General features: G+C 70.2%; 20 protein-coding genes. 10 read left to right on the top strand and 10 right to left on the bottom strand.

Annotated elements, in window-relative coordinates:
* Positions 1 to 36 precede the first annotated feature (36 nt).
* The 5 genes from pgaB (at position 37) to pgaD (ACY35P_RS08775) (ending at position 5432) form a co-directional block, all read left to right on the top strand.
* Complete coding sequence (gene pgaB, locus ACY35P_RS08795) at positions 37 to 1677, top strand: poly-beta-1,6-N-acetyl-D-glucosamine N-deacetylase PgaB (protein WP_462115455.1); 1641 nt, start codon at positions 37 to 39, stop codon at positions 1675 to 1677.
* A gap of 1 nt (position 1678) precedes the next feature.
* Positions 1679 to 2932, top strand: a complete 1254-nt coding sequence (pgaC, locus tag ACY35P_RS08790) for a poly-beta-1,6-N-acetyl-D-glucosamine synthase (RefSeq protein ID WP_462115454.1) — start codon at positions 1679 to 1681, stop codon at positions 2930 to 2932.
* Complete coding sequence (pgaD, locus tag ACY35P_RS08785; protein WP_462115453.1) at positions 2929 to 3408, top strand: poly-beta-1,6-N-acetyl-D-glucosamine biosynthesis protein PgaD; 480 nt, start codon at positions 2929 to 2931, stop codon at positions 3406 to 3408. The genes pgaC (ACY35P_RS08790) and pgaD (ACY35P_RS08785) overlap by 4 nt, the downstream gene beginning before the upstream one ends.
* Positions 3409 to 3645: 237 nt before the next feature.
* Positions 3646 to 4911 carry a poly-beta-1,6-N-acetyl-D-glucosamine synthase gene (gene pgaC / locus ACY35P_RS08780; RefSeq protein ID WP_462115468.1) on the top strand — a complete coding sequence of 422 codons (1266 nt, stop codon included), beginning with the start codon at positions 3646 to 3648 and terminating at the stop codon, positions 4909 to 4911.
* Positions 4908 to 5432 carry a poly-beta-1,6-N-acetyl-D-glucosamine biosynthesis protein PgaD gene (gene pgaD / locus ACY35P_RS08775; RefSeq protein ID WP_462115452.1) on the top strand — a complete coding sequence of 175 codons (525 nt, stop codon included), beginning with the start codon at positions 4908 to 4910 and terminating at the stop codon, positions 5430 to 5432. The genes pgaC (ACY35P_RS08780) and pgaD (ACY35P_RS08775) overlap by 4 nt, the downstream gene beginning before the upstream one ends.
* On the opposite strand, the gene argH is transcribed toward pgaD (ACY35P_RS08775), so the two are convergent.
* From argH to ACY35P_RS08735, 8 genes are all read right to left on the bottom strand, one after another.
* Positions 5361 to 6653 carry an argininosuccinate lyase gene (gene argH, locus ACY35P_RS08770; protein ID WP_462115451.1) on the bottom strand — a complete coding sequence of 431 codons (1293 nt, stop codon included), beginning with the start codon at positions 6651 to 6653 and terminating at the stop codon, positions 5361 to 5363. The two genes, pgaD (ACY35P_RS08775) and argH, sit on opposite strands and share 72 nt — an antisense overlap.
* Positions 6650 to 7615 carry an N-acetyl-gamma-glutamyl-phosphate reductase gene (gene argC / locus ACY35P_RS08765; protein ID WP_462115450.1) on the bottom strand — a complete coding sequence of 322 codons (966 nt, stop codon included), beginning with the start codon at positions 7613 to 7615 and terminating at the stop codon, positions 6650 to 6652. The genes argH and argC overlap by 4 nt, the downstream gene beginning before the upstream one ends.
* Positions 7612 to 8196, bottom strand: coding sequence for a GNAT family N-acetyltransferase (locus ACY35P_RS08760; RefSeq protein ID WP_462115449.1), 585 nt, complete (start codon positions 8194 to 8196; stop codon positions 7612 to 7614). The genes argC and ACY35P_RS08760 overlap by 4 nt, the downstream gene beginning before the upstream one ends.
* A complete protein-coding gene (locus ACY35P_RS08755) occupies positions 8193 to 9521 on the bottom strand; it encodes an acetylglutamate kinase (RefSeq protein WP_462115448.1) in 1329 nt (442 codons plus the stop codon). Before ACY35P_RS08755 ends, ACY35P_RS08760 begins: the two co-directional genes overlap by 4 nt.
* Positions 9518 to 10612, bottom strand: coding sequence for an acetylornithine deacetylase (locus ACY35P_RS08750; protein WP_462115447.1), 1095 nt, complete (start codon positions 10610 to 10612; stop codon positions 9518 to 9520). Before ACY35P_RS08750 ends, ACY35P_RS08755 begins: the two co-directional genes overlap by 4 nt.
* Positions 10605 to 11849 carry an argininosuccinate synthase gene (locus ACY35P_RS08745; protein ID WP_462115446.1) on the bottom strand — a complete coding sequence of 415 codons (1245 nt, stop codon included), beginning with the start codon at positions 11847 to 11849 and terminating at the stop codon, positions 10605 to 10607. Before ACY35P_RS08745 ends, ACY35P_RS08750 begins: the two co-directional genes overlap by 8 nt.
* Before the next feature lie 25 nt (positions 11850 to 11874).
* A complete protein-coding gene (locus ACY35P_RS08740) occupies positions 11875 to 12885 on the bottom strand; it encodes an N-acetylornithine carbamoyltransferase (protein WP_462115445.1) in 1011 nt (336 codons plus the stop codon).
* A 235-nt stretch (positions 12886 to 13120) separates the two neighbouring features.
* Positions 13121 to 13519 (bottom strand): hypothetical protein, encoded by a 399-nt coding sequence (locus ACY35P_RS08735; RefSeq protein ID WP_462115444.1) that lies wholly within the window; start codon positions 13517 to 13519, stop codon positions 13121 to 13123.
* Between the two features lie 145 nt (positions 13520 to 13664).
* On the opposite strand from ACY35P_RS08735, the gene cysS reads away from it, so the two are divergent.
* From cysS to ACY35P_RS08720, 3 genes are read left to right on the top strand one after another with little or no spacing between them, the layout of a single operon-like run.
* Positions 13665 to 15047, top strand: a complete 1383-nt coding sequence (gene cysS, locus ACY35P_RS08730) for a cysteine--tRNA ligase (RefSeq protein WP_462115443.1) — start codon at positions 13665 to 13667, stop codon at positions 15045 to 15047.
* Between the two features lie 10 nt (positions 15048 to 15057).
* Positions 15058 to 15504, top strand: coding sequence for a SufE family protein (locus ACY35P_RS08725; RefSeq protein ID WP_462115442.1), 447 nt, complete (start codon positions 15058 to 15060; stop codon positions 15502 to 15504).
* A 23-nt stretch (positions 15505 to 15527) separates the two neighbouring features.
* Complete coding sequence (locus ACY35P_RS08720) at positions 15528 to 16730, top strand: MFS transporter (RefSeq protein ID WP_462115467.1); 1203 nt, start codon at positions 15528 to 15530, stop codon at positions 16728 to 16730.
* A 73-nt stretch (positions 16731 to 16803) separates the two neighbouring features.
* Here the strand turns inward: ACY35P_RS08720 and dksA are convergent, their stop codons facing one another.
* The gene (gene dksA / locus ACY35P_RS08715) at positions 16804 to 17955 is read right to left on the bottom strand and encodes an RNA polymerase-binding protein DksA (protein ID WP_462115441.1); all 1152 of its coding nucleotides are present in this window, start codon (positions 17953 to 17955) and stop codon (positions 16804 to 16806) included.
* Between the two features lie 206 nt (positions 17956 to 18161).
* Here dksA and yidD point away from each other — a divergent pair, with 206 nt between their 5' ends.
* A complete protein-coding gene (gene yidD / locus ACY35P_RS08710; protein WP_462115440.1) occupies positions 18162 to 18380 on the top strand; it encodes a membrane protein insertion efficiency factor YidD in 219 nt (72 codons plus the stop codon).
* A gap of 61 nt (positions 18381 to 18441) precedes the next feature.
* Positions 18442 to 19329, top strand: coding sequence for a M23 family metallopeptidase (locus tag ACY35P_RS08705; RefSeq protein ID WP_462115439.1), 888 nt, complete (start codon positions 18442 to 18444; stop codon positions 19327 to 19329).
* A gap of 260 nt (positions 19330 to 19589) precedes the next feature.
* Here ACY35P_RS08705 and folE2 read toward each other — a convergent pair whose 3' ends face one another.
* Positions 19590 to 20510 carry a GTP cyclohydrolase FolE2 gene (folE2, locus tag ACY35P_RS08700; protein ID WP_462115438.1) on the bottom strand — a complete coding sequence of 307 codons (921 nt, stop codon included), beginning with the start codon at positions 20508 to 20510 and terminating at the stop codon, positions 19590 to 19592.
* Between the last annotated feature and the right edge of the window lie 58 nt (positions 20511 to 20568).

The following is a 20568-nucleotide window of genomic DNA, read 5'->3' as shown; positions in this document are numbered from 1 at the left end:
GTCGTTCTTTCTCTCGCTCTTCTCGCCGCGGCTGCAATGCCGCGCCCTGCCGAAGCGCTCGTCGTGCTCGGATGGCACGACGTCCGCGACCGCATCGCGGACGGTAACCCCGACGTCGGCACGATCTCCACGCGTAACCTCGCGATGCAGCTCGACTGGCTGCGCGCACACGGCTACGTGCCGGTCACCGCGCAGGCCGTGCGGGATGCACGCGCCGGCCGCGGCGCCCTGCCCGACAAGGCGGTGCTGCTGACGTTCGACGGCGGCTATCGCAGCGTCTACACCCATGCCTACCCGCTGCTGCGCGCGTTCAACTACCCGGCACTCGTCGCCGTGCCGACCGCACGCATCGACCTGCCCGCCGGCACGACCGTACGCGAGGCGGGACGCGACCTGGGCAGCAGCGACTTCCTGGGCTGGGCCGACGTCAAGGCGATGCAGGCCAGCGGCCTCGTCGAGTTCGCTTCGCAGGGGCATGACCTCGCGAACCCGATCGCCGCGACGCCGCAGGGCGACCTGCTTCCCGCGACCTCGCGCGGCTGGAACGGCGGGTACGAATCCGAGGCCCAGCTTCGCGAACGCCTGCGCCGCGACCTCGCCACCAGCGCCGACCTGATCCAGCGCGCCACGGGCCGACGTCCGCAGGCGGTGGTGTGGCCGACCGGTGCCGGCGGCGGGATCGCACGCTCGATCGCCGAATCGCTCGGCATGCCCCTCGTGCTCGACGCCGGCGGCCGCACGGGCACGGGCGACGTCCGATTCGCGGGCCGCACGCGACTCGACGACGACGCGATGCGTCCGATGCGCCTGGTCGCCAACGAGAATCCCGGCGCCGGCGATCTGGCCTACGAGTTGCGGCGCGACGTCCGGCTCGACGGCATGCGCGCGGTGCGCGTCGCGCTCGATGACGTCGTCGGCAGCGATGCCGCGACGACGTCCCACAACGTCGAGGCGCTGGTCGAGCGGATCCGCAGCATCCGCCCGACGCATGTGTTCCTGCAGGCCCTGTCCGACACGAACGGCGACGGCCGAGCGGACGCCGCCTACTTCCCCGGTCGCCTGCCCGTGCGGTCGGACCTCTTCGCGCACGTGGTCGCACGGCTCGCCTCGCGTGCCGGCGTCGAGACGTTCGCGTGGCTTCCGGCAGGCGACGCCGCCGCATCGAGCGCGGACGCGATCGGCGACCTCGCGATGTCGGCACCCATTTCGGGCCTCGTCTTCGCTGGCGACGCGGCGACCGCCGGCGTTTCGACCGACGCGCTCGAAGCCCGCGCCCGGCAGTGGCGTCCGGGCCTCGTCACCGTCCGCGCCGTCAGCGCTAACGCAGGCGACGGCGCCGCGCTGGCCCAGGCGCTCCCGTCGCTGTCGGCGAACCACGATTTCGTGGCGGTGATGCTGCCGCACGACGACCGCGGTTCGCGCGGCGTGGTCGACCGCATCGTCGCCGACGTCGCCCGGACCCCGGACGGACTCGACCGCACCGTCTTCGTGATCGACGCGGGCGACGGTACGCGCACCCTGGCCGCAAGCGAGCTCGAGGCGCAGGCGCGCCGCGTGATCGCGAGCGGCGGACGCCACGTCGCCTATACCCAGGACCAGCCCCTGAAGGATCAGCCGCCCCTCGACCCCGCACGCGCCGCCATCAGCGCCCGTGCGTTCCCCTACCTGGAGCGCTGAGATGCCGCAGTTCGATCTCCTCGGCGCGCTGTTCGGGTTCGCCTTCTTCTATCCGATCGTGATGTCCCTGTTCTGGATGGCGGGCGGCATCTACTACTACCTGCGACGCGAACGCCGCACGCCCGGCGTGGACCAGCCGCCGCAGATGCAGACCTATCCGATGGTCGCGATCCTCGTGCCCTGCCACAACGAAGGGGCGCTGGTGGAGGACACCATCGCCGCGGCGGCGGACCAGCGATATCCCAACTACGAGATCATCGCGATCAACGACGGCAGCACCGACGACACGGCGGCGCGGCTGGACGCACTCGCAGAACGCCACGCGAACCTCCGGGTGATCCACCTCGACCGGAACCTCGGCAAGGCCAATGCCCTGCGCATGGGTACCATCGCGGCGCGCAGCGAATACCTGGTCTGCATCGACGGCGATGCGCTGCTGCACCCCGACGCGACGCAGTGGCTCGTCTCCCACCTCACCAGCGGCCCGCGCGTCGGTGCGGTCACCGGCAACCCGCGCATCCGCAACCGCTCGACGCTGCTGGGCAAGATGCAGGTCGGCGAGTTCAGCTCGATCATCGGCATGATCAAGCGCGCGCAGCGCAGCTACGGCCGCATCTTCACGGTGTCGGGCGTGGTGTCGGCCTTCCGCAAGACCGCGCTGCACCGCGTGGGCTACTGGTCGGACGACATGGTGACCGAGGACATCGACGTCAGCTGGCGCCTGCAGATCGACCACTGGGACATCCGCTACGAGCCGAACGCGCTCGCGTACATCCTGATGCCCGAGACGTTCAAGGGCCTGTGGCGCCAGCGCCTGCGCTGGGCCCGCGGCGGCGTCGAGGTGATCACGCGCCACGCGAAGTCGCTCAACAACTGGCGTCGCCGCCGCATGTGGGGCGTGGTGCTCGAGTACCTACTGAGCGTGGTCTGGGCGTACGTGATGCTGCTGTCCATCGTGCTCTGGCTGCTCAGCTACTTCTTCGACATCCCGCCGCGCCTGCACACCGGCGGCCTGATCCCGCATTGGCACGGCGTCGTGCTGGGCGTCACCTGCCTGCTCCAGTTCGCGATCAGCCTGATCATCGACCGTCGCTACGAGAAAGGCATCGGCTGGAGCTATTTCTGGATCATCTGGTACCCCTTGGCGTACTGGCTGCTGAGCCTGTTCACCACGATCGTCGCGGTCCCCAAGACGATCTTCTCCAAGCCCCGTGGCATCGCCACCTGGACCAGTCCCGACCGAGGCTACCGATGAGTCCGACCAACCCCGTCCAGAACCCCTTCATCTACAGCCCGAAGAACGGCGCCGGCGGCGCGAGCCGGACGGTGCACGGTGTGCTCACGTTGGCCGCATGGATGCTCTACGCCTACCTGTGGCTCCCGGCGATCACCCTGCTCGCCTGGATCATGGGCGTACGCAACAGCTACATCGAGCTGTACGTCCGCAACAACCGCTTCGACAACCACATTTTCCTGGTCATCCTCGTACTGGCGGTCGTCGCGACCCTGCTCCTCGTCGGCTGGGCGGAATACAACCGGCACAAGTTCGGTGGGCCCGACCGCCGCGCCACCGCCGACGACGTGGCCGACGCGGACGTGGCGGACTCGCTGTTCGCGCCTCGGGAACTGGTGCAGCGACTCGCGCATGCGAAGTCCATCACCCTCACGATGGGCGAGGACGCACGCCTGTTGGGCATCCATCGCGACGTGCCGATGCAGCGCCTGACCTGACCCCGGGCCTTTCGAGCGTCCTCGGGACGCGATCGACCGTGCTGCCCGTCACGTTGACCGGGGCACCACATCGCGATGGCGAGACTGCGCGCAGGTCCCACCGGGTGCCCGCGTGCCGTTTCCGATCCGAACCACGCTCCACGGGCCGCGCCCTTCCGCGCGGCCGTGGGGCGAGCAGTCCAGGCGACGGATCGCCGAAGCCACCACCGTGCCGCCGTATCGACGCGCGCGTCCTGCATTGGGGCAGCCGCGTTGATCCGCGCCGTCTTCGACTTCACGTTCTTCTATCCGATCGTGATGTCGTTCCTGTGGGTGACGGGCGCGCTGTACTACTTCGTGCGTCGCGAGCGCCATGCCGCGCCCCGCGACCTCCCGCCGCCGCTGCTGCACTACCCGCCCGCGGCGCTGCTGATTCCCTGCCACAACGAAGGGTCGAACGTCCGCGAGACGCTGGCGGCAGCGCTGTCGCAGCAGTATCCCGACTACGACGTCATCGCGATCAACGACGGCAGCCGTGACGACACCGCCGACCAGCTGAACGCGCTCGCCGCGGTGCATCCGCGGCTGCGCGTGCTGCACCTCGACCGCAACCTCGGCAAGGCCAATGCGCTGCGCATGGGCGCGCTCGCCGCGGACGCCGAATACCTCGTCTGCATCGACGGCGACGCGCTGCTCGACGAGTACGCCATGCACTGGATGGTCTGGCACCTGACCGACGGCCCGCGCGTGGGCGCGGTGACCGGCAATCCACGCATCCGCAATCGCTCGTCGTTGCTCGGCCGGCTGCAGGTGGGCGAGTTCTCCGCGATCATCGGCATGATCAAGCGCGCGCAGCGGGTGTACGGCCGCGTCTTCACCATCTCGGGGGTCATCGCCGGCTTCCGGCGCAGCGCGCTGCATCGGATCGGCTACTGGTCCGAGACGATGATCACCGAGGACATCGACATCAGCTGGCGGCTGCAACTCGACCACTGGGACATCCGCTACGAACCGAACGCGCTGTGCTTCATCCTGATGCCGGAGACCCTCAAGGGACTCTGGAAGCAGCGGCTGCGCTGGGCACAGGGCGGCGTCGAGGTCATCCTGCGCTACTTCACCAGCCTCTTCGACTGGCGCAAGCGCCGCATGTGGCCGGTGGTCGCCGAGTACATGCTCAGCGTCTTCTGGGCCTACGTGATGGGCTTCGTCTTCGTGCTGTGGGCGCTCGGCCGCTTCGTGGAGCTTCCGGTGGCGCTGCGCGTGCACACGCTGATCCCCTCGTGGCACGGCATGATCCTGGCGCTGGTCTGCCTGTTGCAGTTCGCCACCAGCCTGATCATCGACCGCCGCTACGAGATGCGCGTCGGCCGCAACTACTACTGGATGATCTGGTACCCGGTCGCCTACTGGCTGCTGAGCCTGGTGACGACGCTGGTGGCCGTGCCGAAGACGTTGCTCCGGCGGGGCCGCGGGCGCGCCACCTGGGTCAGCCCCGACCGCGGCCTACAGGAGCCGCGCGCATGAAGGCCGACGCCGCGCTCATCCGGGTGCGTCGCGCGCAACGACCCGCCACCCGCACGTTCTGGGGGCTCGTGACGTTCGCGTTCTGGATCGCGTATGCCTACCTCTGGCTGCCCGGCCTGACCCTCGTGCTGTGGTGGTTCGGCCTTCGCGACATGTACGGCGAGCTTTACGAGCGAAGCGAGCAGCTCGATCCGTTCGTGGTCTTCATCCTGCCGGTCATGGCCGTGCTCTCCTCATGCGGCCTGCTCGGCTGGGCGGAATACAACCGCCTGCGCTTCACCGGCAACGACCGGCGCGGCGCGTTCTCGAACGTGGCCCTCCATGAGATCGCCGAGACGCTCGGCGCGGCACCCGGTGTCCCTGAAGCGCTTCGTCGACATCGCGTCGTCGTCCTGCGAATGGACGACGACGCGCATCCTGTCGGCGTGGTGCCCGTGCCCGACGCCGTTCTAGCCGGTCGCGACGGCGCCCAGCCGCGCGCGCAGAGCGTCGATCCTCAGGTCCCCCGTGGCACCCGGTGAACAGCGTGCGTCGAGGCTGGCCTGCGGATCGCGCGCGGCCCATCGCCCCGGCTCGGCGGCCTTGCGGTAGGCGTCCCGGAACGGGACCCCGTCGCGCGCCAGCTCGATCGCGAGGTCGGTGGCGTAGAGCGACGGATCGATCGCCGCGCGCATCGCCGCGTCGCGCCATTCGAGGTGGCGCATGAGGTCGGGCAGCAGCGCGAGGGCACGCAGCCCGTGCGACATGCCGCGCACCAGCGGCGCCTTGGTGAATTGCAGGTCGCGGTGGTAGCCCGAGGGAAGCGCGACGACCTGCTCGATCTCTGCGCGTGCGGCCGCGACGACCGCATGGCTCGCGCGTAGAAGCTCCACCACGTCGGGATTGCGCTTGTTGGGCATGATCGAACTGCCCGTCGTGTAGCGCGCCGGCAGCGCCACGAAACCGAACTCGGCCGTCGTGAACAGGCTCACGTCCCAGGCGAAGCGCCGCAGGTCGAGCGTGGCCGCGCCCAATGCCTCGAGGGCCGCCATTTCGAACTTGCCGCGCGAGAGCTGCGCGTAGGCCGGATTCACCTGCAGGCGCGCGAAGCCGAGCGCTTCGGTGGCGGCGTCCCGGGCCAGCGGCAGGTTGACGCCGTAGCCGGCGGCGGTGCCGAGCGGATTGGCGTCGATCGCCTCGCGTGCCTGGCGTGCACGGTGCGCGTTGTCGATGAACGCCTCGGCCCATCCGGCCCACCAGTGGCCGGCCGACGACACCACCGCGCGCTGCAGGTGCGTGTAGCCGGGCATCGGCAACGTGGCCTCGGACGCGGCGCGATCGAGCGCGACCGACGCGATCTCGGCGCACCGGGTCGCGAGTTCATCCAGCCGTTCGCGCAGCCACAGGCGCGTCGCGACGAGCACCTGGTCGTTGCGGCTGCGTCCGGTGTGGATGCGGCGCCCGGCATCGCCGAGACGTTCGGTCAGCACGGCCTCGATCGCCGAGTGGCCGTCCTCGTAGCGCTCGTCCAGCACGAACTCGCCGCGGCGCCACTCCTCGGCCAGCGCATCGAGCGCGGTGGCGATGGCGCGGCATTCGGCGTCGGACAGGATGCCGATCGAGACGAGTCCTTCCGCATGGACGCGGGAGGCCGCGATGTCCTGCAGGAAGAACTCGCGATCCAGCAGCACGTCGTCGCCGGCCAGGAACGCCTGGATGCGCTCGTCGACTTCGACGCCGCCCTTCTGCCACAACAGGCTCATGCGAGCGTCTCCACGATCGCGCGCGGATCGATGCCCGTCAGCGCATCCAGCCCGAAGGCCAGGTTGAGGTTCTGCACGGCCTGCGTCGCCGCGCCCTTGAGCAGATTGTCGAGCACCGACACCACCACCAGCCGCCGGCCATCACCGGACAGCGCAAAGCCCCCGACCTGCGCCCCGTGCCTGCCGGCGATCCGGCTCACCCAGGGCGCCTCGGCGACGACGTCGACCAGGGGCGTATCGGCATAGCGCATCGCGTAGATCGCCTGCACCGCATCATGCGTGACCGGCGCGGCGAGGTGGATGTTCGCCGTCACGGTGAGCCCGCGGAAATACGGCGCGACGTGCGGCATGAACTCGACGGCATGCCCGAGGTGACGCGTGACCTCGCGCTCGTGCACGTGCCCGGTGAGCGCGTACGGCATGAGGTTGTCGCGCAGCTGCAGCGGGTCGTTTCGGGGCGACGGCGTCGTGCCCGCGCCGGAATAGCCGGAGACGCCGAAGCACTGCAGCGGACCCTCGAGGCGATCGAGCATCGGCGCCACGGCCAGCTGCATCGCGGTGGCGTAGCAGCCCGGATTCGAGATGCGTCGCGAGGGCGCCGACGCCGCGAGCTCGGGCAGGCCGTAGTGCCAGTCCGCATCGAAACGGCAATCGGCCGAGAGGTCGACGATGACGGCATCCGGCGCGATGCGCTCGATCGCCTCGACGTACGGTGCCGCCATGCCGTTCGGCAGCGCCAGGACGTACGCCCCGCCCGGCAATGCCGGCAGCGCGTCGGGCGACGGCGCGCTGTAGCGGAGGTGGGGATCCAGGCCGGCGACCTGCGTCGCCACCGGCTGGCCGGCCCGCTCGCGGGACGCCGCGTGCACCAGTCGCAACGAGGGGTGCGCAGCAAACAGCTGCATGAGCGCCGCTCCGACGTGGCCACGCGCACCGACCAGGCTGACGGGAATCGTGCTCATGCCCGCGCCTCCAGCCGTTCGGTGAGCCGTCGCTCCACGTCGGGCCATTCCGATCGGAGGATGGAATACCGGTACGTATTGCGCAGGCTGCCGTCGCGGTGCCGCATGTGCGCCCGCAGGATTCCGTCGCGCTTCGCGCCGAGGCGCTCGATCGCCGCCTGCGACCGCGCGTTGAGGTGACTCGTCTCGAACATCACCGCCTCGCAGCCCATCGTGCCGAAGGCATGGGCAAGCAGCAGTTTCTTCGCTTCGGTGTTGACCCGCGTGCGCTGCGCGCGGGCGGCATACCAGGTGTAGCCGATATGCAGGTTGGGCACGCTCGGCTCGACGTCGTAATACCGCGTCGAGCCGATGACCTCGCCCGCCGCGTCGCGCACCACGAACGGGATGGCATCGCCGCGCTCACGCGCCGCCAGCGCGGCCGCGATGTACGCAGGTGCATCGCCCGGCGCCGGCACGCTGGTGAACGGCAGCGTCCATAGTGCGCCGTCGGCGGCCGCCTGTTCGAGCCCCGACGCATGCGACGCGTCGAGCGGCTCCAGTCGCACGTGGTGGCCGACGAGCGTCGGCGTCGCGCTCATCGCGGATTCTCCAGCGACGGCGGATGCGACGCGCAGTACTCGACGCAGCGGGCGGCGGCTGCGAGGTCCGGGAGCCCGTACCAGAACACCTGCCACGGGCCTTCGCGCACGCTGCCGTCCGACTCGCCGAAGTAGAAGCCGTTGACCGGATTGTCGCGACGCGAACGCCAGAACAGCGACGGTGTCTCGGCGCGCATCACCTGCCAGACGGCGCGGCCGAGGCCCTCGCCCTGCGCTTCGTCGAGGACCGCGAACTTGTCCAGGTAGGGCATGCCGTTCTCGTACGTCAGCAGCACCGCGGCGCGGTAGTTCTCGCTCACGTAGGCACGGTGCAGCGTCTTGCGTTCGAAATAATCGGGGAGCAGTCGGCGACCGAAGGCCGATTCGATCAGCCCGCGCAGTCGCGCCGTATCGAGCTGCGTCCACGACGCCGCGCGCAGCACGCGCTCGCCACGGCGCACCAGCGTGCCGGAGCCGCGATGCGTGAACAGCTCCTTGGCGAGCTCTGCCGGCCGCGTGATGGAGACCGACGACGCCGGCGGCAGCGCGTCCAGCAGGTCGCGGATCTGCTCGATCTTGAGCCGCATGCCCCCGGTCAGCCACGGCTGGGCGAGCAGGTGCTCGTATTCCGTCGACAGGTTGATCGAGTCGATCACGTCGCCCTCCCCGTCGAGCAGGCCGCCCGTGCCCGTGAGGAACACGATCTTGTAGGGCTGCAGCACGCGGACGAGCTCGTTCGCCGCGTAGTCGGCGTTGACGTTGACGATCTGCCCGTCGACCGTCTCGCCCAGGCTCGCGATGACCGGGATCGATCCGACGCGAAGGCTCGCGTGGATCGGCGCGAGCTCGACGCGATCGACGCTTCCGACGAGGCCGAGGCGCTCGCGATCGATGTAGCCGGCCTCGAAGACGCCGGAGACGATGGACGTCGAGCGCGCACCCGCCTCCTGCAGCGCCTCGGCGAGGCGCAGGTTCTGCGCCTGCATCACGCGGCGTACGACGGCGAGCACGGCGGGCGGCGTCACCCGCAGCCCGTCGATCGTCTGCTTCTCGATACCCGCCGCCGCCATCTCCTCGTCGAGCTGGGGACCCGCGCCGTGCACGACGATCGGGGTCAGGCCGACGTCCTGCAGGAAGGCGAGCGAGGACGCGAGTGCGTCGAGGTCGTCGCGCAGAACGGCGCCGCCCACTTTCACGACTGCGAAGCGCTCGGCGTCGAGCTGCGCGAAGCGGCGCAGGTACTGGTCGATCTCCTTCGCGCTGCCCATGCTGGACAGCAGGCGCACGATCGTCTGCCGCGTCTGGATGTCTTCGATCGGCGTCATGCCGGCGTGCTTCCGATGATGCGGGCCGCGTGTGCGGCGTAGCGGTCGAGCTGGTCGAGCGCGACCCACTCGTCCGCGGTGTGCGCCTGTGCGATGTCGCCCGGCCCGAACACGATCGCGGTCAGGCCTGCCTGCGAGAACAGCGAGGCTTCGGTCCAGAAGTCGACGGCATTGCCGATCGGCAGGTCGAGCGCGTCGGCGAGGTCGCGCGCGGCGAGGCGCTGCCGCTCCGCCTCGTGCAGCAACCCGGCGGGCAGCGGTGGCCCGCGGAAGGTTTCCTCGTAGGCGTCGATCTCGCCGTCCCCGGCGAAGCCCCGCAACTGCGCGTGCATCGCGTCGATGTCCATCGAAGGCAGCGGCCGGAAGTTGAAGCGCAGTTCCGCGTTCGGCGCGATCACGTTGCCCTTGATGCCCCCGGCCATGGTGCCGATGTTGAACCGCAGGCCGGTCAGCCCGCCGAAGCGCTCGTGCGCGAGGGACTGCGCATGGTCCAACGCACGCACCCCCCAGCGCATCGCCCGATGCACGGCGCTCAGCCGCATCGCATCCGGGGACGACGCATGCCCCGCCTCACCGCGCAAGGCGATGCGCGCCGAACTCAGGCCGCGATGCGCGAGCACCGCTTCGCAGTTCGTCGGCTCGGCGACGAGCACTTGGTCGAAACCGTGGGCGGTCGCAAGGAAGGCGGCGATGCAGCGCGGGTCATTGGCCTCTTCATCGGTCGAAAACAGGAACGCGGCGTCGCCGTCCGTCGTGGCCGCGGCCGCGAGCAGACCGGCCGCCGCGCCCTTGATGTCGCAGGCGCCCAGCCCGATGGCGCGCTCGCCGTCGAGACGCAACCGCAGCGGATCGGCCGACCACGCGGCCGACGACGGCACCGTGTCCAGGTGCACGTTGAACAGGCGCGTGGGGCGGCCGCGCACCGCCAGCATCGACACCGCGCCGGCCCCATGGTCGGTGACACGCACGTCGAAGCCCGGCAGGTGCGTACGCAGGTAGTCGAAGATCCCGCCGGTGCCGATCGCACGCGGCGGGTTGCGGGTGTCGAACGCCACCAGCGCCTCGAGGTGGCGCAGCACGGCCTCACGCATCGGACGCGGCTCCGCTCTTGGCGCCATTGATCTCGGCCCACAGCGTGCTGCTCATGCCGAACAGCTTGATGAAGCCTTCGGCCTCCTCGACGCCCCAGTCGGCGGACTGCGCGTACGTCGCGCCCTTCGCGTTGAGCAGGTGCGGCGACTCGACCGCGACGGCGTCGACGCGGCCGCCGCGCGTCTCGAGCACGACGTCGCCGTTCACGGTGCGCTGCGAGCTGTCGAGGAAGGCCTCGAGGTCCGTCTTGAGCGGATCGTGGAAGAACCCCTCGTAGACCAGCTCCACCCACTTGCGCGCGACGTCGGGCTTGAAGCGGTTCTGCTGCTTCGTCAGCACCGCTTCCTCCAGCGCGCGGTGCGCGACCAGCAGCGCGGCGAGCCCGGGCGCCTCGAACACGATGCGGCCCTTGAGCCCGATGGTGGTGTCGCCCGTGTACATGCCGCGGCCGACGCCGTAGGCGGCGAACATCGTATTGAGCGTCGACAGGATCAGCGGGCCCGGCATGTGTCGGCCGTCGAGTGCGATCGCCTCGCCGCGCTCGAAGCGCACGCTCACGCGAAGCGGCGCGGTCGGCCAGGACTCGCGCGGCGCGCACCAGCCCTGCGCGCCCTCGCCCGGCGCATCCCAGCGGTCGATCTCGCCGCCGGACATCGTCAGGCCCAGCAGGTTCTCGTTGATCGTGTAGCTCTGCTGCTTGGCACGCACGCCGAACCCGCGCTCCTCGAGGAACGCCTGCTCGTAGGCACGCGTCTGCGTGTGCTCCTTCTGGATTTCGCGGATCGGCGCCACGATGCGGTACGTGCCCTGCGCCTTGACCGCCAGGTCGAACCGCACCTGGTCGTTGCCCATGCCGGTGCAGCCATGCGCGATGGCGTCCGTGCCGAGCTCGGCGCACCGCGCCAGGGCGGCGTCCACGATCAGGTAGCGGTCGGAGACGAGCAGCGGGTACTGGCCCTGGTAGGCCTCGCCGGCCTGCACGAACGGCTTGACGAAACCGTTCCAGATCGCGGGACCGCCATCGACGGTGACGTGGCTGGCCACGCCGAGTTCATGCGCGCGCTGCTCGATGAAGGCGCGTTCCTCGGCATCGACGCCGCCGGTGTCGGCGAACACGGTGTGGACGTTCCAGCCCCGCTCCTTGAGGTATGGAACGCAGAAGCTGGTGTCGAGGCCGCCCGAGAAGGCGAGGACGATGTCGCGCGAGGCGGACGGCGTGGAGGCGTCGGTGGTCATGGGTCTGCTCGGAGAAAGGAGGAAATCAGCCGCGCTGGGCGATGAGGGTGGCCATCACCGCCTTCTGCACGTGCAGGCGGTTCTCCGCCTCGTCGATGGCGATGCAGGCGGGCGAATCCATGACCGCGTCGGTCGCCTTGACGTTCCGTCGCAGCGGAAGGCAGTGGCTGAAGACGCCGTTGTTGGTCAGCGCCATCTTCCGCTCGTCGACGATGAAGTGCTTGTGTGCGTCGCGGATCGGCTTCTCGTCCTGCCAGCGGCCGAAGAACGGGATCGCACCCCAGCTCTTCGCATAGACCACGTCCGCACCCGCGTAGGCGCTGTCGATGTCGTGGCTGACCGTGAGCGAGCCGCCGCTTTCCGCTACGTTCTCCTCGGCCCAGCCCATGTAGCGCTCGTCGAGCACGTAGTCGGGCGTCGGGCAGAGCAGCGTCACGTCCATGCCCATGCGCGTCGCGATGGTCAACGCGGAATTCGCGACCGCCGTGTTCAGGGGCTTCGGATGGTAGGTCCACGTCAGCACGTATTTCTTGCCGCGCAGGTCCGAGGTGCCGAAGTGCTCCTGCAGCGCGAGCGCATGCGCGAGTTCCTGGCACGGATGGGTGATCGTCTCCATGTTGATGACGGGCACGGTCGAGTACTGCGCGAACGCCTTGAGGACGCGGTCCTCGCGATCGACGGACCAGTCCTGGAACTTCGGGAAGGCGCGGACGCCGATCAGGTCCACGTACCGGGCGAGCACGCGCGCGACCTCCGCGATGTGCTCCTCGGTGTCGCCGTCCATCACCGTGCCGAGGTCGAACTCGATCGGCCACGCATCCTTGCCGGGCTGGAGCACGACCGCGTGGCCGCCCAGCTGGAACGCACCCAGCTCGAAGCTCGTGCGGGTGCGCATCGACGGATTGAAGAACACCAGCGCGATGGAACGACCCTTCAGCTGGTCGCCGAGCTTCGAACGCTTGAAGGCCGCGGCGTCGGCCAGCACCGCATCGAGTTCGGCGCGGGTCCAGTCCTGGGTATTGAGGAAGTGCTTCATGGGGTCTCCGGGGAAGGTTCGCCGGGCCCGAAAACGAAAAGACCCAGCGCGAGGCTGGGTCCGAGTCTGTCGCCGAAAGGCGAAAAGCGCGCGTCACCCAGCCGTTTGGCAGGTGCGTCGGCGGGCGCGCGAGGTCATCCCCGCCGCCATGTAGGCGGAAGTCAGGATGTCGGCGTCGGCGTAGTCGGGGCGCATGAGGGCGGCGATGCTGGCACGGCCGGGCGGCCGATGCAAGTCAGGGCATGGGCATCACGGACACGCGGATGCGCAGCAGGTGCCCCGGATCCTCGGCCAGCCGCGAGCGGTACCGGGCGCCGCGGTAGGTGTAGTCGACGTCGTAGGCGACCGGTCGCTGGAACTTGCGCTCCACCGGCACCGCGCGGCAGCCGTCGCCGTCCTTCGGGTCACGCTTGAGGGCATTGCGCACCACGCCGACCACCCGCGAGATCCGGGAATCGTCATCGCAGCGCGTCTCCATGCCCGTGGCCGTCAGCGTCTGGTAGACCGGCGCCGCCCGCAGCACCCGCGCGTATTCGTACCGGACGTTCTCGCGCTGGATCACGGTCTCCGCGCCGGCCGCGGCGGGCAGCAGCAGCGTCAACGTCAGGGCGAGGAACGACAGTCGGCATCGCAAGGGGCGCTCTCCGCGGGAACCGGACCCGGGAGTGTATGCGGCCGAGCGGCCGTGGCGATGAATGCCCCCTGTCGCCGGCCATCCACGGGCCCCGCGGCGAGCGTCGCTACAATGGCCGGCTTCACGCCACGCGCCGCGACCGCCCATGGGCCTGCACCTCTACAACAGCCTTACCCGCCGCCTGGACGCCTTCGAGCCGCAGGACCCGGCGTGCCCGACGATGTACGTCTGCGGGCCGACGGTCTACAACTACGTGCACATCGGCAATGCGCGGCCGTACGTCGTCTTCGGCGTGCTGGCGTCGCTGCTGCGCCGCCGCTACGGCGCCGTGCGCTACGTGCGCAACATCACCGACGTCGACGACAAGATCAACAACGCCGCGCGCGAGCAGGGCGTCCCGATTTCCGCCATCACCGACCGCTTCGCCGCCGCCTTCCGCGAGGACATGGCGGCGCTGGGCGCGGTCGCGCCGGATGCCGAGCCCGCGGTGACGGCCCACATCCCGCAGATCGTCGCGATGATCGAGCGCCTGATCGGATCGGGCCACGCGTATGCCGCCGAGGGCCACGTGCTGTTCGCGGTCGGCTCGTTCGAGGGCTACGGCAAGCTCTCGCGCCGCGACCGCGACGAGATGATCGCCGGCGCGCGCATCGACGTGGCGCCGTACAAGCGCGATCCCGGCGACTTCGTGCTGTGGAAGCCGTCCACCGACGACCTGCCCGGCTGGGCCTCGCCGTGGGGCCGCGGCCGCCCCGGCTGGCACATCGAATGCTCGGCGATGGCGGAGGCGCACCTCGGCGAGACGATCGACATCCATGCGGGTGGCGTCGACCTCCAGTTCCCGCACCACGAGAACGAGATCGCGCAGAGCGAATGCGCGCACGGCGGGCGGATCTTCGCGCGCTACTGGCTGCACAACGGCATGCTCAACTTCGGCGGCACGAAGATGAGCAAGTCGCTCGGCAACATCGAGAAGATCCACGACCTGCTCGAAGCCCATCCGCCGGAGGCGCTGCGCTATGCGCTGCTGTCGGCGCACTACCGCCAGCCGCTGGAGTGGTCGGCCGCGGTCATCGAGCAGTGCGTGCGCACGCTGGACCGCCTGTACGGCACGCTGCGCGACCTCGCAACCGTGGAGGCGACGGCGGCGATCCCGGCATCCGTCGAAGCGGCACTCGACGATGACCTCAACACGCCGCAGGTGCTTGCGATCGTCAACGAGACGGCCCGCGAAGCGCGCGCGCTCCTGGCATCGTCCCAGCCCGACGCCGCCGAGCTCGCCGCGCTGAAGACCCGCCTGCTGGGCGCCGGCCTCGCGCTCGGCTTGCTGCAGCAGGCGCCCGCGGACTGGTTCGCACGCGGAAGCGCCGAAGGTGACGACGTGCGCATCGCCGCGCTGGTGGACGAGCGCGTCGCGGCGAAAGCCGCGCGCGACTTCGCGCGTGCCGACGCGATCCGCGACCAGCTCGCCGCCGAAGGCGTACTGCTCGAAGACACCCCGGGCGGCGTCCGCTGGCGCCGCGGCTGAGGAACGTTCGATGGCCGACACCGTCTTCCCGCTCGAGCCGACCGCCGACGAGGCGCAGCAGGCGATCCGCGACGAGTTCGCGTTCTTCTCCGACTGGGCGGAGCGCTACCAGTACCTGATCGACCTCGGCCGCAAGCTGCCGCCGATGGAGGACGCGCTCCGCACCGAGGAGACGCGGCTGCTCGGCTGCCAGTCGAAAGTGTGGATCGTCCATGCCGGCGGGTCCGCGCGGCTGGATTTCCTCGCGGCGAGCGACTCCGCGATCGTCTCGGGCCTGATCTTCCTGGCGCTGCGCGTGTACTCGGGACGCGCGGCCGCGGAGATCCTCGCGACCGAGCCGACGTTCGTCGCCGACATCGGCCTGTCGAAGCATCTTTCGCCCACGCGCAGCAACGGGCTCAGCGCCCTGCTCGCCCGCATCCGCGACACCGCGCAGGCCGCACAGGACGCTTCGTGAGCGAGACCGCGACGCCCGGCCCGATGCGCGTGCCGGCGTTCGTGGCCCTGATGGGCTACCGCATCCTCACGATCCTGTCGTACCAGATCGTCTCGGTGGCGGTCGGCTGGCAGATCTACCAGCTGACCCGCGATCCCCTGCGCCTGGGCCTGATCGGACTCGCCGAGGTGATTCCCTACTTCTGCGTCGCGCCGTTCGCCGGCTACCTGGTCGACCACCTGCCGCGACGCAAGCTCGGCATGGCGGCGTGCCTCGGGCTCGCCGCGACCGCACTGGTGCTGGTCGCGGTGACGCTGAGGCCCGCGTCGTCGCGCCTGCTTCTCATGTACGGGGCGATCGCGCTCACAGGCACCGTTCGCTCGTTCCTCGGGCCCGTCTACAACGCGCTGTTCGGCCGCGTGCTCGAGCGCGAGCAGTACACGCGGGGCGCGAGCATCGGCAGCATCGTCTTCCAGTCGGGCCTCGTCATCGGGCCGGCGCTCGGCGGCGCACTGGTGGGCGCGGGCAGCGTAGTGGTCGCCTACGCGACGGCGGCGGTGCTCGCGGTGGGCGCCGCGATTTCGGTGCTGAGCCTGCGCGTGACCGAACCCGCGACCGAACAGCAGCGCGGGCCGATCTTTCGCAGCATCGGTGAAGGCATCCGCTTCGTCTTCGGCCACCAAGTGCTGCTGGGCGCCCTCGCGCTCGACATGTTCGCCGTGCTGCTCGGCGGCGCGATTTCCCTGGCGCCGGCCTTCATTCGCGAAGTGCTCGACCGCGGCCCCGAAGCGCTCGGCATCCTGCGCGGCGCGCCCGCGCTGGGCGCGGTGCTTGTCGGACTCTGGCTCGCGCGCAAGCCGCTCGAACGCCATGCCGGACGCATCATGCTGGCGGCCGTCGCGGGCTTCGGCCTGTGCATGATCGGCTTCGGCCTGTCGACGTCGTTCTGGCTTTCGGCGGCGATCCTGATGGTCTCGGGCATGTTCGACGGCGTATCCGTGGTGCTGCGCTCGACCGTGCTGCAGCTGGCCACGCCGGATGAAATGCGCGGCCGCGTCTCGTCGATCAACGGCATCTTCATCGGCTCGTCGAACGAACTCGGCGCGTTCTGGTCCGGCGCGACCGCGCGGATGATGGGCCTCGTGCCTTCGGTGGTCTTCGGCGGTTTCATGACGCTTGGCGTCGTGGCGGCCACGGCCTGGCGTGCCCCCAAGCTGCGCCGGCTCGACCTGCGCGACCTGCGCTGACGCCTCGGCGCGACGCCTGAAAAACGAAGCCCCGCGCAAGGCGGGGCTTCGTGGCGATCGCGGGACAGGCGGATCAGTCGCCCATCTGCTTCTGCAGGTGCTCCCAGCGCTCCTGCGCATCGATCGTGCGCTCGGCGGTGAGGCGCGCCTCGAGGCGGTCGAGGCCGATCTCCTCGCCGGTGTCGACGCAGAAGCCGTAGTCGCCCGAGTCGATCCGCTTCAGCGTGCTGTCGATCTTGCTGATCAGCTTGCGGTAGCGGTCGCGCGTTCGCAGTTCCAGCGAGTTCTCCGTCTCACGCGTCGCGCGCTCGGCCTCGTCGCCGACGTCGCGGACTTCCTCGCGGAGGTTCTCGATCGTCTGCTTCGATTCCTCGACGAGGTCGCCACGCCAGTTGAGCAGCCGCTGCCGGAAATACTCCAGCTGCAGCGGATTCATGTATTCCTCGTCGGCGGCCGGCTTGTAGCCATCGGGAACGACCGGTCGACCGGTCGCCTCGTCGGTGCGGTACTCCGGCGTGTGGCGCGGACGCTGCGACCCGGCGGACGAACCGCGCGGAGTCGTGACGGCGACGGCGACCTTGCCGGTAGCGGGGCGCTGGGCGGGCGAAGCGGCGGTGCCGCCGGTCGCGCTCGCCGCGGCCGGGGCCGCCGCGCTCTTCTTGTTGGACACGTTTTTACTCATCGACTCCACCTGAGGAGGCGTGCGTGCGGCGTTCTTCGCCGTACCGGACGCCCCGGACTTCATATCGCCCCCCGCGGCGCCGGCAGTGCCGGACCGGACGAGACGTTCGTTCGCGCCTTCCGTCGCCCGGGCAGGCGCAACGGGGGCGGGTGCAGGCTTCGCGGCCGACCGCGACGCGGTCTTGCCGGCGACCGCGGTCTTGCGCGCGGCAGCCGCTTCGACCGCGCGCGACGCCGTAGCCGACTTCGCCGCGGCCTTTTTCGCGGGCACCTTGGCGGCGACCTTCGCAGGCGCCTTTGCAGGCACCTTGGCCGGCGCAGCGACCTTCTTCGCAGGCGCGGCCTTCTTCGCGGCGGGCGCCGACTTTTTCGCAGCGACCTTCGCCGGCGCCTTCTTGGCCACAGGAGCGGCCTTCTTCGCAGCGGGCACGGCTTTCTTGGCGACCGGCTTCGAGGCGGGCTTCGCAGCCTTTTTCGCGGCCGGCTTCGCCGTGGACTTCTTGGCCGCCGGGGCAGCCTTCTTCGCGGTTTTCTTTGTCGCCACGAGCGCCTGTCCTTCTTCCCTTGAGGCGGGAAAGCGCGCTGTTATACCCTGCCCGCAACAGCCGCGGCAACCGCGCTGGAGCGTGCTACGACCGGGCCTTCGCATGCACGCGCACGAGGATTTCCGGAGTCCCGAACGCGCGTCGCGAACAATCGCCGGCGCCGGGACGTGGGCGCCATCATGGTGAGCCGGAGCATCAAGATACCGTGATCGACCGCGCACTCATCGCGCTGCTGCGTGGCTACAAGCGTTGGATCAGTCCATTGCTCGGCCCACGTTGCCGATTCCACCCGACCTGCTCCGTGTACGCGATGGAGGCGATCGCGCGTTTCGGCGCCGTGCGCGGAAGCTGGCTCGCGGCGCGCCGGCTGCTGCGTTGCCATCCGCTGCATCCCGGCGGGCACGATCCGGTTCCACCGCGCTGACATCAGCGCGCGTTCGCGTGGTTCGTCGCATGATGACCGTCCGACTCCAAGGAGCATCCCGATGCGGCTGACGGCAATCCTGTGGCCCGGCCTGCTGGCACTCGCCGGATGTGCGGCCGCGCCGCCCGCAACGACGGCCGGCGCTGCCGCGCACTCGGCGGAAACGGCAGCCTTGCCGACGATCGAGCTTCCCGCATCGGCCTCGCAAGGCGCGCTGGTGATCGGTCGCACCACGCCGGGCGCCACGGTGACGCTCGGCGAACGCACCGTGCGCGTCGCGCCCGATGGACGATTCGCGTTCGGCATCCCGCGCGATGCGGCCGGCCCCTTGCAGGTGCGCATCGCGTCCCCGCGGGGCGCGTCTGCGACCCGCTCGCTCGCCGTGGTTCCGCGCGACTGGCCGATCGAACGCATCGATGGCGTGCCGCCCTCGACCGTCGACCCGCCCCCGCCGATCGCCGCACGCATCCGCGAGGAGCAGGCGCGCGTCTCCGCGGTCCGCACGCGCAACGATGCGCGAACCGACTTCCTGCAGCGCTTCATCTGGCCCGTGCAGGGACGCGTGAGCGGTCGCTTCGGCAACCAGCGCGTCTACAACGGCAGCGCAGGTGCGCCGCATTCGGGCATGGACATCGCCGCCGCGCAGGGCACGCCGATCCACGCGCCGGCCGCCGGCATCGTCACGTTCGCCGATCGCGACCTCTACCTGACGGGCGGCACGGTCGTACTCGACCACGGCCACGGCGTCAGCTCGAACTTCCTCCATCTCTCACGCATCGACGTGCGCGTCGGCGACCGCGTCGAACAGGGCGCGGTGCTCGGCGCGGTCGGGGCGACGGGGCGCGCGACGGGGCCGCATTTGCACTGGGGGATGAACTGGTTCGACGTCCGGATCGACCCCCTGCTCGTCCTGGATCCCGCGGATCAGTCGCGCGCTGCGGCGCGTTGAGGTCAAGCCGCATCCGTAACGGGATCGCGGCGCGGTTCGACGTTCGGATCGACCCCCTGCTCGTCCTGGACCCCGCGGATCAGTCGCGCGCTGCGGCGCGTTGAGGTCAAGCCGCATTCGTAACGGGATCACGGCGCGGTTCGACCTCCGGATCGACCCCCTGCTCGTCCTGGACCCGCGAATCAGTCGCGCGCTGCGCCGCGTTGAGGTGAAGCCGCGTTCGTACTCGAAACGCACCTCGCGACGCTCGCGAGTGCGTGTCAGCCCGCGCCGCCCTCGCCCGTCACCTGTGCCACCGCGTCGTGCGCGTGCAGGCTCTCGAAGTGCGCGACCTTGACGTCGAAGCACTGCACGGCCGTATGCGACGACAGGGCGTGCGCGATGCGACGGGCCGCGTCCTCGCAGAACATCAGGTTGCGGGCATTCAGCGCGGCGAAGGCCTGCTCGTCCTCGCGCTTCACCGCCGTCTGCACCGGCGTGCCGAGCGCGGCTTCCACGCGGTCGATGATCTCGACGGTCGGCAGGGACGTCAGTCCGGCCGCCAGGCGGACGCGAATGTCCGCGCGGCTGCGTTGTGCGTGCGGCGTCGCGACCAGTCCCGCCTCCGAGCGCAACCAGTCGCGCACGCTCGCGGCGTCGACGCTGCCTTCGGCGCCGAACGCGTGCTCGAAGGCCTCGGCGCTCATCTGTCGCGAGAGTGCGGCCGAGGCCGGGCACGTCGAGGAATAGTCGACGCCGACCGCGAGTTCGATGGCCACGTCGCCGTCGCGCCAATCCGCCGCGATCTCGACCGGATAGGCCTTCCAGCCGGCATGGGCGCTCGCGAGTGCCGCGCGCAGCAGCAAGTGGTCGAACCGGACGACGAGGCGTGCGCTGCGCGACAGGCCGTTCTGCGTATCGACGAGCGCCTGCAGGACGTGCGCGAGGCCCTCGGGCGTCAGCGGCTCGACGGCGAAGGCGTGCTGCAGGCGGAGGTAGAGCCGCGACATGTGGATGCCGCGCGCGGCGGGGTCGAGCAGATCGACCGAGACATCGACGCGCGCCGGGACCTGCATTGCTTCGCCGTCGGCCCCGACGAGGCGGACCGGGATCGCGATGCCGGCCATGCCCACCGCATCGAGCGCGCGCGCGGTCGCGGCGCGGTCGAGCGCGACATCGGGCATGGCACGGAGCTGGGTCATCGGGGCGGCCGGGGCGGGAAGCCGCGCATTCTAACGGCGCGTCCCGTTCGCGCCCGAC

This window comes from Lysobacter xanthus (assembly GCF_047159895.1).
The sequence above is the reverse complement of the archived record's forward strand: the minus strand, read 5'-3'. Positions and strand labels throughout refer to the sequence as shown.